Source organism: Pseudomonas sp. LB3P58 (genome assembly GCF_054897895.1).
The window spans coordinates 1,720,200-1,735,607 of record NZ_JBUBVE010000001.1; the positions used below are offsets into that span (position 1 = coordinate 1,720,200).

A 15,408-nucleotide genomic window follows, 5' to 3' on the forward strand; every position below is an offset into this window, starting at 1 on the left:
AGTCGTTGCCTGTCTACCAGCATCCATGCTGCGTAATCAGCGTCTGATGAACAACGCGACCGCCGCACTGCACAGGCATGCAGCGGTGACCACGATGAAGATCAATGAAGTGTTGCCGGTACTGTCGAGCATACTGCCGATCAACGGTTCCGCCAGGCCGGCGAACAGATAGGACGAGAAGTTCATCACGCCGGTTGCCGTGCCAGCTCGCTTTGCGCCGACCAGGTCTGGGCAGAGCGCCCAGAAACTCGACGCCGGGCCGTAAACGAAGAAACCACAGAGGAACAGCGCCACCAGGCCAATTGCGCTATGAGGCGGGAGGCTCCACATCCACAGGCTGGTCGCTGCACCGAGGAACATGTAGAGCATGATCGCCAGGTAGCGTTTGGAGCCGAACAGCTTGTCCGAAACCCAGCCATTACTGAGGGCGCCGATGGCCATGCCCACCGGCAGGGCAACCGTAATCCATTTCGGATCGACCATGCTGTCGCCGCTTTTCCAGTTGGCACCCAGAAAATGCACCGGCACCCAGACGATCAAGCCATAGCGAGCAGCGTTCTGGAATCCCAGGGATACCGCGGCGATGATCAAACGAAAGTTCTTTAGAACGGCTTTGTAGCGTTGCGCGGACGATTCGACTTCACCGTGTGCCACTTCGTGGTTTTTGTCATCGGCATTGGCGACGCCGGTATCGGCGAGCGGTTCGAAACCCATGTCCTGCGGACGTTCACGGGCCACCAGATAGAAGATGATGCCGCCAGCCAGCATCAGCAGCACGGGCAACCGAAAGATCCAGCGCCACTCCAGATGCATCACCTCAAGCACAACGATTGAGGTCACGTACGAAAGGACAGAGGCGCAACCGGCGGCAAACACGTAAAAGCCATACACCTTGCCGCGCTCGCCGGCACTCCACCAATTGGAGATGAGTCGACTCCCGGGCGCCCAGCCCAATGCCTGGAAATAACCGTTGAGACCCCAAGGCAAGATCAGAGCGGTAAAACCACTGGCGAAGCTGGTCACCCAGTTGGCGGCGCAGGACAATACGGCACCGGCGGTCATGATGCGTCTGCCGCCGAATTTGTCGGCAAGGTTGCCGTTGATGGCCTGGCCGATGGCATAGGCCCAGAGCATGGCCGCCGATGCCCACCCTAGGTGCTCCTTGGTAAAGCCGAACTCGGCCTGGATACCCGGAATGGCGAAACCGAATGTCTGCCGGCCGGTGTAGAAAAACAGATAGCAGAACATCGCCGCCAGCAGCATGCGCCACTGGGCTACTCGGAACGATGAGGTGCGCACTGCGAGTCCAGGCATGGTTTGGGCACGATTCATGATCTTTTCCTTATTATTGTTCGGTCCCCCCGAATGGTGTCGGAGGGTGCACTCTTTTGTGGGTGCGGCAGGAAATCGTCGCGGCTCGTCACGCCGCTGACAGTGCTTGGTTGGGGTTGGCAGGCGCTAGGCCGCCTGTGAGCCGATGAAGTTTTTGCCTCTGGCGCCCTGCATGGCGAAATTGATCATTTCCTCGGCTTCCGATGGCGTTACACCGTAGTCGGCAAACTCCGTCTTCACTCCCAGGCTATGCAGGAACTCGCGCAATTGGTCTTGAGCGCTCTGCAGGTCGTTGCCGAATATTCGCTGAAGGGTTCGGTCGCGCGCTTCGTCGTGGCCCCAGGCGAGGCCCAACACCAGCGGCAGAGTGAAGGAGCAGGCGATACCATGCGGCAGGCCGTAGCGCAGGGTCATTTCGTAAGAAATCGAATGGGCCAGTGCAGTTTTGGTATTGGAGAAAGCCAACCCTGCCTTGAGTGCAGCCAATGCCATGCGCGAACGTAGTTCCCTGCTGGACAAGTCATGACGCAGCAGCGGCAGGCATTCCAGGATGTCCTCGATGGCGGAGATGGCGAAGGTGTCCGAGATCGGGTTGGCATTGATGTTCCAGATCGACTCCAGCGCATGAGACAGGGCATCCAGGCCCGTTGAAACAGTGACCCCCGCCGGAACCGTCAGCATTAACTGCGGATCGACAATGGCCACTTTCGGCCAGGTGCTGTCCAGGTGCAGAGAGTATTTCTTGTGGCTTGCCGAGTCCCAGATGGTGGCCCAAGGGGTAACTTCACTGCCGGTACCCGCCGTGGTCGGGGCTGCAATCAGTAACTTGCTACGCGCCGGGACGAAGGGTTTACCCGTTGCCAGCAACGCGAGCAATTCATCAAAACGACCCGACTCAGTGCCCACGATCAACGCCTTGGCGGTGTCGATGGCGCTGCCTCCGCCCACAGCGATGACTGCGTGACATTCGCCGGCCTCCTGCCAAAAGCGCTCATACGTATCGCGCAGTTGAGCCACGTCCGGATTGGGCTGGACATCCTCGATGACGTACACCAATCGGTCGCCCAGCAGGTCCTCAATACGATCGACCAATCCCAGCCCGCGAGCTTCGGGAAAAGTGACAAGGGCGACCTTTTGGTTTTCGGTGATAGAGGCAAGCTCGAGAAGGCTGCCCCAGCCGAAACGTGTATCAACTGGATTGTGGAATCGGGCAGTCATAGCGGGTCCTTTGTTTTTGTTGTTGGAGGTGGCCCCATACTCGGGGGACGCCGACGTCAGCTCAAATCGATAATTCGCAGGCTTCTATCGGCTGAACCGATACCGAGGTCAGAGTGAAGGCCTGCTCGTAACCGGCTCGGCATCGCCCATTCGGACTAGGCAGGGCTGACGTTTCTGTCGTGTGCCGCTGGCACCAAACTCGAAGGCCAGAGGGGTGTCGCTTCATGCGTGCCCCGCCTAACGAGCAGAAGGCGCCGCGATGGAGTTTGCATTCAGCGACGAACAGGAAATGATCCGCGCATCGGCCGAGGGCTTTCTCGCCGATGTCTCGGATTCTGCCGCCGTGCGAGCGGCGATGGTCAGCGAGCGAGGTTTTGACGAGGCGCTGTGGCAGCGCCTGTGCCGCGAAATGTACTGGCCGGCGATTCATATTCCCGAAGCGTACGGCGGCCTGGGACTGGGCTTTGTCGAACTGTCGATTTTGCTGGAACAGATGGGCCGGCGCTTGCTGTGTTCGCCGTTCTTCGCCACCGCTTGCATGGCCACGCCAGCGCTGTTGCTGGCCGCCAACGAACAACAAAAACAACGCTGGTTGCCCTTGATCGCCGACGGCAGCCTCACCGCTACGCTGGCCTTCAGCAGCGCCAACGGCTGGGCGGCCAAGGATGTTCAGGCCACGGTGGTGACCGAGGGCGAGGGGTTTGTGCTTGATGGAACCCTCAATCATGTGCTCGACGGGCACAGCGCTGACCTCTTGATCATCGCCGCACGGGTTCCCGGATCGACCGGCGAGGCGGGCATCAGCCTGTTCGCAGTGGACGCGGACCGGTTGGGGATCGAGCGTCAAATGTTGCCGACCATGGACCAGACCCGTCGTCAGGCACGGGTTCAGCTCAAGGGTCTGTGCCTCAGCGCTGACTGCCTGCTCGGTGAGTTCGGCGCGGGCTGGCCGCACCTGGAGCGGGTGCTGCAACTGGCGTGCATCGGCCTGGCTGCCGAACAGACCGGTGGCGCGCAGCAGGTGCTCGACCTGAGCGTTGCCTATATGCAGGAACGCCAGCAGTTCGGTCGACCCATCGCCAGTTTCCAGGCGCTCAAACACCGTGCCGCCGACATGATGCTGCAGGTCGAATGCGCACGTTCGGCCAGTTATTACGCGGCTTGCGTGGCCCAGGAAGTCCTCGATCCTGAAGGCGATCCGCAGGTGGCCGCCGAGCTGTCGCTGGCGGCGGCGCTGGCCAAGGCGCAGTGCTCTGAAACCTATTTCCACTGCGCGTCCGAGTCGATCCAGTTGCACGGCGGCGTCGGTTTCACCTGGGAATACGACCCGCACCTCTACTTCAAACGCGCCCGCGCCAGCGAAAGTTTTCTCGGCGCACCTGCCTGGCATCGAGAGCGCATTGCCGTGGCGATTCTTGGGGAGCAGCCATGAAAATCAGTTTCAGTGAGCAGGACGAGCGCTTCCGTCAGGAAGTGGCCGACTGGTTGAGCGCTAACCTGTGCGGTGAATTCGAGCCCCTGCGTTTTCGCGGCGGACCGGGTGACGAACACATGTTTCCCGAGGAGCGCAAAGCCTGGGAACGCAAACTCGCCGAGGGCGGCTGGACGTGTGTGGGCTGGGCGTCAGAGCACGGTGGGCGTGGTCTGTCGATCAGCCAGCAAGTGATTTTCCACGAAGAGTACGCCCGCGCTGGCGGCCCGGGACGCATGGGGCATATCGGCGAAGGGCTGGCCGGACCGACCATTGCCGCGTTCGGCACTGCCGAGCAGCAACAGCGCTTTCTGCCGGGCATCGTCAACGGCACGTCCTTCTGGTGCCAGGGCTATTCCGAACCGGGGGCCGGGTCCGACCTGGCCAACGTCAAGACCCGCGCGGTGCTTGATGACGCCAGCGGCACTTGGGTGATCAACGGACAAAAAGTCTGGACCTCCCTGGCCCATGAGTCGGACTGGTGTTTTGTGATCGCCCGCACTGAACCGGGCAGCGTTGGCCATCGCGGCTTGTCCTTCTTGCTGGTGCCCATGGCCCAGACGGAGATTACCGTGCGGCCGATCGAGCAGCTCACAGGCACCTGCGAGTTCAACGAAGTGTTCTTCGATGATGCCTGCACCGACGCCGCCAATATCATCGGCGCACCGGGCGAGGGCTGGAAGATCGCGATGGCGTTGCTCGGTTTCGAACGCGGGGTATCGACCCTCGGCCAGCAGATGCAATTTCACAATGAACTGAACGAAATCATCGCCATCGCCCGGGCCAATGGCGCCGCGCGTGACCCGATCCTGCGCCAGCGCCTGGCCGAAGCCTGGAGCGGGCTGCGGATCATGCGCTACAACTCGCTGCGCATGCTGTCCGGAGCGCAGGACGGTTCGCTGCGCAAGGAAGCGACCATCTACAAACTGTTCTGGTCCACCTGGCACGCCAGCCTCGGCAAGCTGGCGATGGACGTCCTCGGCGCCGAGGCGGAACTGCTGGAAGCCGGGCCTTACCAACTCACCCGTTTGCAATCGCTGTACCTGTTCAGTCGCGCCGACACCCTCTACGGCGGCAGCAACGAGATCCAGCGCAACATCATCGCCGAGCGCGCCCTGGGAATGCCCAAAGAACTGCGCCTGCGCACCTGACCAAGGAGTTTTCCATGTCTGTTCCTCACTATGTTGCGGGTCACGGTTTGCTGCGTGACAAGTCAGTGCTGATCACGGCCGCGGCCGGGGCCGGTATCGGTTTTTCCGCCGCGATGCGTGCCGCCGAGGAGGGTTGCCGCGCCTTGATGATCAGCGATATCCATGAAGGTCGGCTGGCAGAAGCGCTGTCGAAAATCCGCGAAACGACCGGTCTGCAACAGGTCTTCGGTCAGGTCTGCAATGTCGCTGACGAAGCTCAGGTTCAACAGCTGATCGCCTGCGCCGAGCGCGATCTGCAGGGCGTCGATGTACTGATCAACAACGCCGGTCTTGGTGGTTCACGACTGCTGGTGGACATGACGGATGAGGAGTGGAACCGGGTCCTCGATGTGACGCTCACCGGCACCATGCGCATGACCCGTGCCATGTTGCCGAAGATGATCGAGCGGCGTGCCGGGGTCATCGTCAACAACGCTTCGGTGCTGGGCTGGCGGGCGCAGAAAGAGCAGTCGCACTACGCCGCGGCCAAGGCCGGGGTCATGGCGTTGACCCGTTGCGCCGCGGTCGAGGCCGCCGACTACGGAATCCGCATCAACGCGGTGAGCCCGAGCATTGCGTTGCACGATTTCCTGCGTAAGTCCGCCCCTCAGGCAGTGCTTGATCAACTCGCCGCCAACGAGGCCTTTGGTCGTGCCGCCGAGGTCTGGGAAGTGGCCAACGTGATGATGTTTCTGGCCAGCGACTACAGTTCCTACATGACCGGCGAAGTGTTGTCGGTTTCCAGTCAGAGGGCGTGAACATGCCACGTATTTTCGACACACCTCTCGCGTTGCACGATGCTGTGGGAGAGGTGCTGGGCGTCAGCGACTGGCTGGTTCTCGCGCAGGACCGCATCGACCGGTTCGCCGAGGCGACCGGTGATCACCAGTGGATTCACGTCGATCCGCTCAAGGCAGCCAGTGGTCCCTTCGGCGCCTGCATCGCCCATGGCTATCTAAGCTTGGCGTTGGTCAATCTGTTTTTACCGCAGATCGTCGAGGTACGCGGCATTGCCATGGGTGTCAATTATGGCTGCGAGCGGGTGCGCTTTCCCACGGTGGTGCGTGTTGGCTCGCGGGTGCGCGGCAGTGCGCAATTGATGGCGGTCGAGGAGGTCAAGGGCGGCGTTCAGGCGACCATACGCGTCAGCGTCGACATCGACGGCGAGGAACGTCCCGGCTGTGTGGTCGACACCATCAGCCGTTACTACCCCGTGTGAACCCTTTAACAGAACATTCGAGGAATCCAGCATGAAAGAAGCCGTCATCGTTTCGACCGCCCGTACCCCGATCGGCAAAGCCTTTCGCGGTGCATTCAATGACACCGACGCCCCGCAGCTCGGCGGCCATGTGGTGCGCGAAGCTGTGCGTCGCGCCGGCATCGAGCCGGGTGAAGTGGACGATGTGATCATCGGCGCAGCAGCGCAGCAGGGCACGCAGTCTTATAACCTCGGGCGCCTCTGCGCGATTGCCGGCGGCTTGCCGACCTCGGTCGCCGGGATGGCGGTCGAGCGCCAGTGTTCATCGGGGCTGATGAGCATTGCCATGGCCGCCAAAGGCATCATGTGCGACGAAATCGACATTGCCGTGGCCGGTGGCCTGGAGTCGATTTCGCTGGTGCAGAACAAGCACAAGAACCTGTACCGCAATCAGTCAGGCTCGGTGATCGAGCTGGATCCGCACGCTTATATCCCAATGATCGAAACCGGCGAGATCGTCTCCGCACGCTACGGGATTTCCCGCGAGGAACAGGACGAATACAGCTATCAGAGCCAGGTGCGTACCGCGCTGGCCCAGAGTAATGGATTGTTCGACCGTGAACTCGCGCCGCTAACCAGTCGCAAGGCGATCTTCGACAAGGACAGTGGCGAAACCCGATACGAATCCGTCACCTTGCTGCGCGACGAGTGCAACCGCATCGACACCACCCGCGAAAGCCTGAGTGCGCTGGAACCGGTGTGGCCGGGCGGTCAGTGGAGTGAAAAGGGCCGCTTCATCACGGCCGGCAACGCTTCGCAACTGTCCGACGGTGCTTCGGCCTCGGTGTTGATGAGTGCCAAATTGGCCGAGAAACGTGGCCTGGAGCCGCTGGGGATTTATCGCGGGATGGCGGTCGCTGGCTGCAACTCCGACGAGATGGGCATCGGCCCGGTCTACGCCATCCCGAAACTGCTCAAGCGCCATGGCCTGACCGTGGACCACATTGGCCTCTGGGAGTTGAACGAGGCGTTTGCCTGTCAGGTGCTGTATTGCCGCGACACCCTGGGCATTCCCGCTGAACACATGAACGTCAACGGTGGTGCAATTTCGGTGGGCCATCCTTTCGGTATGTCCGGTGCGCGGATGGTCGGTCACGCGTTGGTCGAGGGGCAGCGCCGTGGGTTGCGTTACGTGGTGGTGAGTATGTGCATCGGCGGCGGCATGGGTGCCGCCGCACTGTTCGAGGTGGTCTGAGTGATCAGTGCACAACAGATTCAAGCGACCATGGCGCGTTATGTGGAATTGGTGGACGCCGGTGATATCGACGGGATCGTCGCGCTGTATGGTCAGGACGCGGTAGTCGAAGACCCCGTCGGCCAACCGCCGATTCAGGGCCTTGTCGCCGTCGAACGTTTCTACCGTGAAGGGCTGGGCGCGAGCAAAGTCTCGGCGACCCTGACCGGCCCGGTTCGGGCGACACTCAACGGTTGTGGGGCGATGCCGTTTCGGGTCGATATAGAATGGGCCGGGCAACCGTGCTCGATCCATGTGATCGACGTGATGGAGTTCGATGCGGACGGCAAGATTCGCTCGATGAAAGCCTATTGGAGCGAGGTCAACATGGGCCCGCAGCCCTGAGACGATTCCCTGTAGGAGCTGGCGCAGCCTGCGATCTTTTGATCTTGATCTGGTCGGCGACGCAGAAATCGCCAAGATCGCAGCCTGCGGCAGCTCCTACATTGGCCGGTTACACCCTGAGGGCTTGGGAATATTCCGCATTCTGCGTCTGCCCGGTTTCGTAGAAGGCCTTGAGGTTCTCGGCGATCTCATGCACGACGTTGTTGAACGCCTTCGCCAGCAACCATTCCACCAGCCGGCCACCGCGCAGGCTGTAGTTCATTTGGGTGGTGATGCGTGTCGCGTCACCCTCGGCCTGCAAGGCATAACTGAAGCTGGCTTCGCGGAACGGAAAGGGCGCACCGCCGCTGGCCTTGTGCAAAATCAGCACGAAACCGACACCTTCCTGCCATTGCACCACGCTTTCATCCAGCCACTGCCCCCCTTTGCGGAACACCCGGCGACTGGCGCCAACCCCTTCACGTGTGCCGGGATGAAACTGGCAACCGGTCAACCCCGGCACGTAATGCGGGGCGAGGCTCAGGTCGCGCAGTTTGGCCCATGCGGCTTGTGGGGTGAGGTCGAGCAGGACGCTGTGGCTGGCAATCGCGGGCATGTTGGAATTCCTCTTGTTCAATGGGATTGTGCCGCGTCGAGAAACGCCGGGCGTTCGCCACCGCCATGCACGGTAATGTCCGCGCCGCTGACATAACGTGCCAGCGTTGATGCCAGGTACAGACAGGTATCGCCGATGTCTTCCGGAGCCGCCAGGCGTTGCAGCGGGATGGTCGCCGCCACCCGGGCAATGCCCGCCTGATCGCCATAATGCATGGCCGCCTGCTCGGTGAGAATCAACCCGGCCGTCACAGCGTTAACCCGCACCTTGGGCGCCCATTCCACGGCCAGCGAGCCGGTCAGGTTCAGCAACCCGGCCTTGGCCGCGCCATAGGCAGCAGTGCCCGGCGAGGGACGGGTCGCGCTGACGCTGCAAATATTGATGATCGCGCCACCGTCGGCTTGCGCCTGCATCACCTGATTGGCCTGCTGACACAGGTTCAGCGGCGCCAACAGATTAAGGCGAATGATCGCTTCGCTAAAACGCGGCGAGGCACTGGCCGCGTCGGCATTCGGTGAACCGCCGGCATTGTTGACCAATACATCGAGGCGACCGAAACGCTCGACGATACTGTCGATCAACCGCCCGGACTGCTCGACATCCCGCAGGTCGCAGGGCAGAAACAGCGCCTGGCGCCCAGCGCTGGCAGGCAGGGTGTCCGGTGTTTCGCGGCCGCAGATCACCACGTCGGCACCACAGTCGAGAAAACGCTGACTGATGCCGCGACCGACTCCTTTGCCACCGCCGGTGACCAGTACCACTTTGCCGCGAAAGTCCATCGGATCAAGCATGGGATGCCTCGTTCTGTCGCTCGGGAATGCTGTCGATGCTAGGTGCGTGGCACCCGGTAGCCAACGTCCGAAAAGACTAGGGCAGCGTAGTCCTGTCGGACGATGTTGTTTGCCCGGGCGCTCGGAATAATCCGGCGACAACAACAGGCCGGGAGGACACCTTATGAGCGCATCAGCGCAAGGGCACTTCGTTACGCTGCCGCAGGGTTTGCAGCTGCACTACTTGGATATCGGCGGGCAGGACATCGGCAGCGGCGAGCCGGTGGTTTTCATTCACGGCAGCGGGCCGGGCGCCAGCGGTCACAGCAACTTCAAGCAGAACTACCCGGTGTTTGCCGCGGCAGGCTACCGGGTCATCGTCCCCGACCTGCCGGGTTATGGCGCTTCAGATAAGCCAGACACCCTCTACACCCTGGACTTCTTTGTCGCCGCCTTGAGCGGTTTGCTCGATGCCCTGGATATCCAGCGATGCGTGTTGGTCGGCAATTCTCTGGGCGGTGCGATCGCGATCAAACTGGCCCTCGACCAGCCGCAGCGGGTCAGCCGGCTGGTGTTGATGGCGCCCGGCGGCCTGATGGAAAAAGAACAGTATTACTTGCAGATGGAAGGCATCCAGAAAATGGGCGCGGCGTTCGCCAAGGGTGAACTGCACGATGCGGGCGGAATGCGCCGGCTGCTGGCGCTGCAACTGTTCGATGACTCCTTGATCAGCGACGAAACGGTCAATGAGCGGGTCGCAGTGGTGCGACAGCAACCGGTCTGCGTGTTGTCGACCATGCAAGTGCCGAACATGACCTCGCGCCTCGGCGAGTTGCAGTGTCCGATCCTCGGTTTCTGGGGCATGAACGACAAATTCTGCCCGGTGTCTGGCGCGCAAACGATGATGCAGCACTGCCAGAACATTCGCTTTGTCCTGCTCAGCGAATGCGGGCATTGGGTGATGGTCGAGCACCGTGAACTGTTCAACCGCGAGTGCCTGGCGTTCTTTGAGGAGGCTCGCTCATGAGTGAACAACTGCGCCATCAATACGGTGAAGAGCTGTATCAGGCGTTGCTGAGCGGCACCACCCTGGCGCCGCTGACCGAGCGTTGGCCATCGATCAGCATCGAAGACGCCTACCATATTTCCCTCTACAGCATCGAACGCCGGGTGGCCGCCGGTGACCGGATTGTCGGCAAGAAAATCGGCGTGACCTCCGCAGCGGTCCAGGAAATGCTCAATGTGCATCAACCGGATTTCGGTTTCATCACCCGGCAGATGTCATTCGCCAATGACGCGCAAATCTCCCTCGCCGCGAACAAGCTGATTCAGCCCCGCGCCGAGGGCGAGATTGCCTTCAAGCTCAAGCACGATCTGATCGGCCCCGGTGTTACCGAAGCCGACGTGCTGGAAGCGACCGAATACGTGATGCCGTGCTTCGAAATTGTCGACTCACGGATTCATGACTGGCGGATCCGCATACAAGACACCGTCGCCGACAACGCCTCCTGCGGTGTGTTCGTGCTGGGCGATGTTCAGGTCGATCCACGGACGCTGGATTTGCCCAACTTGCGCATGCGTGTGTTCAAGAATGGCGAGCCCCTCAGCGAAGGTTTGGGCTCGGCGGTGCAGGGTAATCCGCTGACGGCCGTGGCCTGGCTGGCCAATACCCTGGGCGCCTTCGGTATTCCGTTCAAGGCCGGGGAAATCATTCTCTCAGGCTCTTTGGTGCCGCTGGAGCCTGCGCGTGCGGGCGACCTTTTTTCTCTGACCATCGATGGCCTGGGCAGTGCCCAGGTGTCCTTCTGCGCCTGACCTGTGGGGTTTAACCGGATGAGCAAGAAACTCAGAGCGGCCATTATCGGCCCGGGCAATATTGGCACTGACCTGCTGATGAAAATGTATCGATCGGAATGGATTGAGCCGGTCTGGATGGTTGGCGTGGACCCCCGATCCGAGGGCCTTAAACGCGCCCGTGAATTAGGCGTGAAAACCACGGCCGAGGGCGTCGACGGGCTGCTGCCCCATGTGCTCGACGATGATATTCGCATCGCCTTCGATGCCACCTCGGCTTATGTGCACGCGGAAAACAGCCGCAAGCTCAACGCGCTGGGGGTGATCATGATTGATCTCACGCCCGCGGCCATCGGCCCGTTCTGCGTGCCGCCGGTCAATCTCAAGGAGCATGCGGCGACGTTGGCGATGAACGTCAACATGGTGACGTGCGGTGGCCAGGCGACCATTCCGATGGTCGCGGCAGTGTCGCGGGTCCAGTCGGTGAGTTACGGCGAGATCGTCGCCACCGTGTCCTCCGGTTCGGTCGGCCCGGGCACTCGCCAGAACATCGACGAATTTACCCGCACCACGGCCGGTGCGGTCGAGAAGATCGGCGGCGCCCGATGTGGCAAGGCAATCATCGTCATCAACCCGGCCGAGCCACCGCTGATGATGCGCGACACCATCCACTGCCTGACGGATGACGAACCGAATCAGGACGCCATTCGCACTTCGGTGTTGCAGATGGTCAAGGAAGTGCAGCGTTATGTTCCCGGCTACAAGCTGATCAATGGCCCGGTGTTCGATGGGCACAAAGTGTCGATTTTCATCGAGGTCGAAGGCCTCGGCGACTTCCTGCCAAAGTCTGCCGGCAACCTCGACATCATGACCGCTGCGGGGCTGCGTACCGCCGAGATGTTCGCCGAAGAAGCCCACAAGGGCACCCTGCAACTGCCCGTCCGTTGAGTGGAGAATTGCCATGAATTTGCAAGGTAAGAGCGTCCGTCTGCACGACATGAGCCTGCGCGACGGCATGCATGCCAAACAGCATCAAATCAGCCTGGAACAGATGATCTCGGTAGCGACCGGTCTCGATGCGGCCGGCGTGCCGCTGATCGAAATCACCCACGGCGATGGCCTGGGCGGTGCGTCACTGAACTACGGTTTTCCCGCCCACAGCGACGAGGAATACTTCGCGGCGGTGATCCCGCGTATGAAACAGGCCAAGGTTTCGGCGCTGTTGTTGCCGGGTATCGGCACCCTCGATCATTTGAGAATGGCCCATGAACACGGGGTGTCGACTATTCGTGTGGCCACCCACTGCACTGAGGCGGACGTTTCCGGCCAGCACATCGGCATGTCAGCGAAGATGGGCCTGGATACCGTCGGCTTTCTGATGATGGCGCACAGGGTCAGCGCGGAAAAACTGCTGGAGCAGGCGCGGTTGATGGAGAGTTATGGGGCCAACTGCATTTACTGCACTGACTCGGCGGGCTACATGCTGCCTGATGAAGTCACTGAGAAAATCGCTGCATTGCGAGCAGGGCTGAGTGCCGGGACCGAAGTCGGTTTTCACGGTCACCACAACATGGGCATGGCGATTGCCAATTCCCTTGCCGCGATCGAGGCGGGCGCTGCACGTATCGACGGTTCGGTGGCGGGGCTGGGCGCAGGGGCGGGCAATACGCCGCTCGAAGTGTTTGTCGCGGTGCTTGAGCGGATGGGCGTCAACAGTGGCATCGACCTGTACCGGATCATGGACGTTGCCGAAGACCTGGTAGTGCCGATGATGGACCAGCCGATCCGCCTCGACCGCGATGCGCTGACCCTGGGTTACGCCGGGGTCTACAGTTCGTTCCTGTTGTTCGCCAAACGTGCCGAGCAAAAGTACGGCATTGCCGCACGTGAGCTGCTGGTGGAACTGGGTCGACGCGGCACCGTCGGCGGTCAGGAAGACATGATCGAAGACCTGGCGCTGACCCTGTCACGTTCGCGGGGTGTCTTGCCAACCTGATCTGGCGACAGCAGAAAAAAAGCCACCGGCCTTGCTTGCAGGCCCGGTGGTTTTTTTATGGGAGCAGATTACGCACCAGCGGGGGATAGCAATTGATGGCACTGGCCGAGCAACTGAAGAACGCGGTGGTCGGTCGGTAGGCTTCATTCTTGAAGCGCTGACACAGGCTGGCGGTGCTGCCGGCGCAGACGATGATGAACAGGGCACAGGTGGCTTTTCGCATAGCGAGCCTCGACACGGATTTTATTGTTGTAGAGGCAAGGTATTGCGGCTGGCGGAACGTGGCTTCGTCCGAATGGACTACACGGGCCCCTTGTGGGAGCGAACTTGCTCGCGATGGCGGTGTGTCAGACGACATCAATGTTGAATGTGCCGCCCTCATCGCGAGCAGGCTCGCTCCCACAGGTTTTGCGTGTCAGCCGCGTCGGGCCAATGCGCCCATGGCCATGAACAGTGCAGCAATGGCCCGCGCTTCATTGAGTTCGCCGCGGGCCACCAGGTCGGGGATCTGCGCCAGTGGCACGCGCAGGCATTCCAGCGGTTCGGGCTCGTCGCCGACCAGTTGGCAGGGACTCAACTGTTCGGCCAGCACCACCCGGTAGTGATGGCACAGGTGACCCGGCGCCAGGGTCAGTTCGCCCAGTTCGCTGAGGCGTGCAGCGCGCATCCCGACTTCTTCGCAGAGTTCGCGTTGCGCCGCTTGCAGATAGTCTTCATCAGGCTCCGCGCCGCCCTTGGGCAGGCCGAGTACGGTTTTTTCGACACCGACCGCATATTCACGCACCAGCAACACATGCAGCGGATCGGGCATCGCCACCAGCATCACCGAGCGATAACCGGTACCGCGCAGACGCTCGTAAACCCGCTGCTGGCCGTTGCTGAATTGCAGGTGTAAAGCTTCGATCTGAAAATAGCCGCTTTCAGCCAGCAATTCAGTCTTGAGGATGGTTGGACAGTTGCGCATGGTCAGGCCCCTGGTTGGGATGAAGCCACTGTGCGCCGTGCCGGGATGGCCGCCATCGTCCGAGCGGACGAGGGCGGAGCTTGAACGCTAACCGAGGGTCGCCACGCTGCGCAGGATTAGCCGCACGAGCATGGTCTGGCGGGTCACGCCGGTCTTGGAGAAGGTTGACCGCAGGTGCGCCCGCGAGGTGTTGCGGCTGATGCCCAGCTCCTCGGAGGCTTCGTCGAGGGTCAAACCGTTGGCCAACAACATGGCCAGTTGAGTTTCGGCCGGGGTGAAGTCGAACAGCGCGCGGACGATTTCCTGTGGCGCGGTGGACTGTTGTTCCGGGTCGCTGATGAAAATCACCACGGTGGGGCATTGTTTGCCTTCGCTCCAGTCCGACAACGGCACCGAGCGCACGATGATCCCCAGGTCCGCCCGCCCGGACGGTCGTTGCACGCGCAGGGCTTCGACCACCGACGGGTTGCTGCTTTTTTGCGAGAGCAGCGATTGCTTCACCAGGCGCCGGAACTCTTGAGTGTCGCGCGCGGTGCCGACTTGCAGGCCGTCGTTGACCAGTTTGATGCCGTCCTTTTCCTGGATCAGCCGATCGGCGACCTGGTTGGTTTGCAGCACTTTGCCAGCCTCGTCGAGGATGATCGTACCGACCGCCAACTGATTCACCGCGCCGGCGTAGAGATTGCGCTCGGCCTCGATGCGATTGAGCTGCATGTGGATCTTGATCGAGCGTTCCAGGTGCGGAATGAAGTGCGTCAGCAAGGCTTTCTCTTCGTTGCCGAAGGCCTTGTCATCGCGTCCGCGACTGATGCGGATACGGCACTGGGCGCCGTCGCAGGTGTTGATGTCGGCGCCGAGGATGTGGAACACATCCACCGGCTCGAGGAAATTCTTGTAGAACTCCGAGTGCTGCCAATCGTCGTTGGAGACGAACTCGGCGAGGGTCACCACTTGGCGGTTGGGCAGGTCGACGAATGGGTCGAGGGTGAAAAAGTGTTTGTTATACGACGCGGTCGCCTCGGTCGACGTACCGGTGGTGTTGACCATCAAGCCATCCACATGCGCGCTGGGCGGACGCAGGATGAAGGTCACGTACTTGCTTTCCAGGTACACGTTGAGCTGGTTGAGAAAGGTCGCCCAGGGAATGGTTTCCAGCGGTCCCTGATAGAGGTTGCCGATCAAATCACTGAACGTATCGAGGCTGAGGCTCTGCTGCATAGGGAAAACCGTTTTTATTATTA

General features: G+C 61.2%; 17 protein-coding genes. 10 read left to right on the forward strand and 7 right to left on the reverse strand.

What is annotated here, in order from left to right:
* Positions 1 to 36 precede the first annotated feature (36 nt).
* Positions 37 to 1,332: an MFS transporter gene (locus ACYZTZ_RS08045; RefSeq protein WP_461997755.1), complete on the reverse strand. Its 1,296-nt coding sequence runs from the start codon at positions 1,330 to 1,332 to the stop codon at positions 37 to 39.
* Positions 1,333 to 1,458: 126 nt separating this feature from the next.
* On the reverse strand, positions 1,459 to 2,550 hold the full coding sequence (gene psrA, locus ACYZTZ_RS08050; RefSeq protein WP_056744711.1) for an iron-containing alcohol dehydrogenase PsrA: 1,092 nt from the start codon (positions 2,548 to 2,550) through the stop codon (positions 1,459 to 1,461).
* A 259-nt stretch (positions 2,551 to 2,809) separates the two neighbouring features.
* Between psrA and ACYZTZ_RS08055 the strand changes: the two genes are divergently transcribed.
* From ACYZTZ_RS08055 to ACYZTZ_RS08080, 6 genes are read left to right on the forward strand one after another with little or no spacing between them, the layout of a single operon-like run.
* On the forward strand, positions 2,810 to 3,982 hold the full coding sequence (locus ACYZTZ_RS08055; protein WP_461997756.1) for an acyl-CoA dehydrogenase family protein: 1,173 nt from the start codon (positions 2,810 to 2,812) through the stop codon (positions 3,980 to 3,982).
* Positions 3,979 to 5,172: an acyl-CoA dehydrogenase family protein gene (locus ACYZTZ_RS08060; RefSeq protein ID WP_461997757.1), complete on the forward strand. Its 1,194-nt coding sequence runs from the start codon at positions 3,979 to 3,981 to the stop codon at positions 5,170 to 5,172. The genes ACYZTZ_RS08055 and ACYZTZ_RS08060 overlap by 4 nt, the downstream gene beginning before the upstream one ends.
* A gap of 14 nt (positions 5,173 to 5,186) precedes the next feature.
* Positions 5,187 to 5,969 carry an SDR family oxidoreductase gene (locus ACYZTZ_RS08065; RefSeq protein ID WP_461997758.1) on the forward strand — a complete coding sequence of 261 codons (783 nt, stop codon included), beginning with the start codon at positions 5,187 to 5,189 and terminating at the stop codon, positions 5,967 to 5,969.
* A 2-nt stretch (positions 5,970 to 5,971) separates the two neighbouring features.
* On the forward strand, positions 5,972 to 6,430 hold the full coding sequence (locus ACYZTZ_RS08070; RefSeq protein ID WP_461997759.1) for a MaoC family dehydratase: 459 nt from the start codon (positions 5,972 to 5,974) through the stop codon (positions 6,428 to 6,430).
* Between the two features lie 31 nt (positions 6,431 to 6,461).
* Entirely contained in the window at positions 6,462 to 7,664 is a 1,203-nt protein-coding gene (locus tag ACYZTZ_RS08075) for an acetyl-CoA C-acyltransferase (RefSeq protein ID WP_461997760.1), read from the forward strand.
* On the forward strand, positions 7,665 to 8,048 hold the full coding sequence (locus tag ACYZTZ_RS08080; RefSeq protein ID WP_461997761.1) for a steroid Delta-isomerase: 384 nt from the start codon (positions 7,665 to 7,667) through the stop codon (positions 8,046 to 8,048). It abuts the gene before it with no gap.
* 109 nt (positions 8,049 to 8,157) lie between these two features.
* On the opposite strand, the gene ACYZTZ_RS08085 is transcribed toward ACYZTZ_RS08080, so the two are convergent.
* Positions 8,158 to 8,643: an SRPBCC family protein gene (locus ACYZTZ_RS08085; protein ID WP_461997762.1), complete on the reverse strand. Its 486-nt coding sequence runs from the start codon at positions 8,641 to 8,643 to the stop codon at positions 8,158 to 8,160.
* A gap of 17 nt (positions 8,644 to 8,660) precedes the next feature.
* The gene (locus ACYZTZ_RS08090) at positions 8,661 to 9,434 is read right to left on the reverse strand and encodes an SDR family oxidoreductase (protein ID WP_461997763.1); all 774 of its coding nucleotides are present in this window, start codon (positions 9,432 to 9,434) and stop codon (positions 8,661 to 8,663) included.
* A 163-nt stretch (positions 9,435 to 9,597) separates the two neighbouring features.
* On the opposite strand from ACYZTZ_RS08090, the gene ACYZTZ_RS08095 reads away from it, so the two are divergent.
* The 4 genes from ACYZTZ_RS08095 to dmpG are packed head-to-tail and all read left to right on the forward strand — an operon-like array spanning position 9,598 to position 13,203.
* On the forward strand, positions 9,598 to 10,440 hold the full coding sequence (locus tag ACYZTZ_RS08095; protein WP_461997764.1) for an alpha/beta fold hydrolase: 843 nt from the start codon (positions 9,598 to 9,600) through the stop codon (positions 10,438 to 10,440).
* A complete protein-coding gene (locus ACYZTZ_RS08100) occupies positions 10,437 to 11,228 on the forward strand; it encodes a fumarylacetoacetate hydrolase family protein (RefSeq protein ID WP_461997765.1) in 792 nt (263 codons plus the stop codon). Before ACYZTZ_RS08095 ends, ACYZTZ_RS08100 begins: the two co-directional genes overlap by 4 nt.
* Positions 11,229 to 11,246: 18 nt before the next feature.
* Positions 11,247 to 12,155, forward strand: a complete 909-nt coding sequence (locus tag ACYZTZ_RS08105; protein WP_461997766.1) for an acetaldehyde dehydrogenase (acetylating) — start codon at positions 11,247 to 11,249, stop codon at positions 12,153 to 12,155.
* A gap of 13 nt (positions 12,156 to 12,168) precedes the next feature.
* A complete protein-coding gene (gene dmpG / locus ACYZTZ_RS08110; protein WP_461997767.1) occupies positions 12,169 to 13,203 on the forward strand; it encodes a 4-hydroxy-2-oxovalerate aldolase in 1,035 nt (344 codons plus the stop codon).
* 55 nt (positions 13,204 to 13,258) lie between these two features.
* On the opposite strand, the gene ACYZTZ_RS08115 is transcribed toward dmpG, so the two are convergent.
* The 3 genes from ACYZTZ_RS08115 to ACYZTZ_RS08125 all read right to left on the reverse strand — a co-directional run bounded on the left by ACYZTZ_RS08115 (position 13,259) and on the right by ACYZTZ_RS08125 (position 15,385).
* Positions 13,259 to 13,426 (reverse strand): hypothetical protein, encoded by a 168-nt coding sequence (locus tag ACYZTZ_RS08115; RefSeq protein WP_461997768.1) that lies wholly within the window; start codon positions 13,424 to 13,426, stop codon positions 13,259 to 13,261.
* Between the two features lie 192 nt (positions 13,427 to 13,618).
* Entirely contained in the window at positions 13,619 to 14,167 is a 549-nt protein-coding gene (nudE, locus tag ACYZTZ_RS08120) for an ADP compounds hydrolase NudE (RefSeq protein WP_461997769.1), read from the reverse strand.
* 87 nt (positions 14,168 to 14,254) lie between these two features.
* The gene (locus ACYZTZ_RS08125) at positions 14,255 to 15,385 is read right to left on the reverse strand and encodes a helix-turn-helix transcriptional regulator (RefSeq protein WP_046054842.1); all 1,131 of its coding nucleotides are present in this window, start codon (positions 15,383 to 15,385) and stop codon (positions 14,255 to 14,257) included.
* Positions 15,386 to 15,408: the final 23 nt, after the last annotated feature.

What these genes read in the sequence shown, in the direction of transcription:
- ACYZTZ_RS08045 (WP_461997755.1), bottom strand. Translation starts at nt 1,332, where the DNA reads ATGAATCGTGCCCAAACCATGCCTGGACTCGCAGTGCGCACCTCATCG.
- psrA (WP_056744711.1), bottom strand. Translation starts at nt 2,550, where the DNA reads ATGACTGCCCGATTCCACAATCCAGTTGATACACGTTTCGGCTGGGGC.
- ACYZTZ_RS08055 (WP_461997756.1), top strand. Translation starts at nt 2,810, where the DNA reads ATGGAGTTTGCATTCAGCGACGAACAGGAAATGATCCGCGCATCGGCC.
- ACYZTZ_RS08060 (WP_461997757.1), top strand. Translation starts at nt 3,979, where the DNA reads ATGAAAATCAGTTTCAGTGAGCAGGACGAGCGCTTCCGTCAGGAAGTG.
- ACYZTZ_RS08065 (WP_461997758.1), top strand. Translation starts at nt 5,187, where the DNA reads ATGTCTGTTCCTCACTATGTTGCGGGTCACGGTTTGCTGCGTGACAAG.
- ACYZTZ_RS08070 (WP_461997759.1), top strand. Translation starts at nt 5,972, where the DNA reads ATGCCACGTATTTTCGACACACCTCTCGCGTTGCACGATGCTGTGGGA.
- ACYZTZ_RS08075 (WP_461997760.1), top strand. Translation starts at nt 6,462, where the DNA reads ATGAAAGAAGCCGTCATCGTTTCGACCGCCCGTACCCCGATCGGCAAA.
- ACYZTZ_RS08085 (WP_461997762.1), bottom strand. Translation starts at nt 8,643, where the DNA reads ATGCCCGCGATTGCCAGCCACAGCGTCCTGCTCGACCTCACCCCACAA.
- ACYZTZ_RS08090 (WP_461997763.1), bottom strand. Translation starts at nt 9,434, where the DNA reads ATGCTTGATCCGATGGACTTTCGCGGCAAAGTGGTACTGGTCACCGGC.
- ACYZTZ_RS08095 (WP_461997764.1), top strand. Translation starts at nt 9,598, where the DNA reads ATGAGCGCATCAGCGCAAGGGCACTTCGTTACGCTGCCGCAGGGTTTG.
- ACYZTZ_RS08100 (WP_461997765.1), top strand. Translation starts at nt 10,437, where the DNA reads ATGAGTGAACAACTGCGCCATCAATACGGTGAAGAGCTGTATCAGGCG.
- ACYZTZ_RS08105 (WP_461997766.1), top strand. Translation starts at nt 11,247, where the DNA reads ATGAGCAAGAAACTCAGAGCGGCCATTATCGGCCCGGGCAATATTGGC.
- dmpG (WP_461997767.1), top strand. Translation starts at nt 12,169, where the DNA reads ATGAATTTGCAAGGTAAGAGCGTCCGTCTGCACGACATGAGCCTGCGC.
- ACYZTZ_RS08115 (WP_461997768.1), bottom strand. Translation starts at nt 13,426, where the DNA reads ATGCGAAAAGCCACCTGTGCCCTGTTCATCATCGTCTGCGCCGGCAGC.
- nudE (WP_461997769.1), bottom strand. Translation starts at nt 14,167, where the DNA reads ATGCGCAACTGTCCAACCATCCTCAAGACTGAATTGCTGGCTGAAAGC.
- ACYZTZ_RS08125 (WP_046054842.1), bottom strand. Translation starts at nt 15,385, where the DNA reads ATGCAGCAGAGCCTCAGCCTCGATACGTTCAGTGATTTGATCGGCAAC.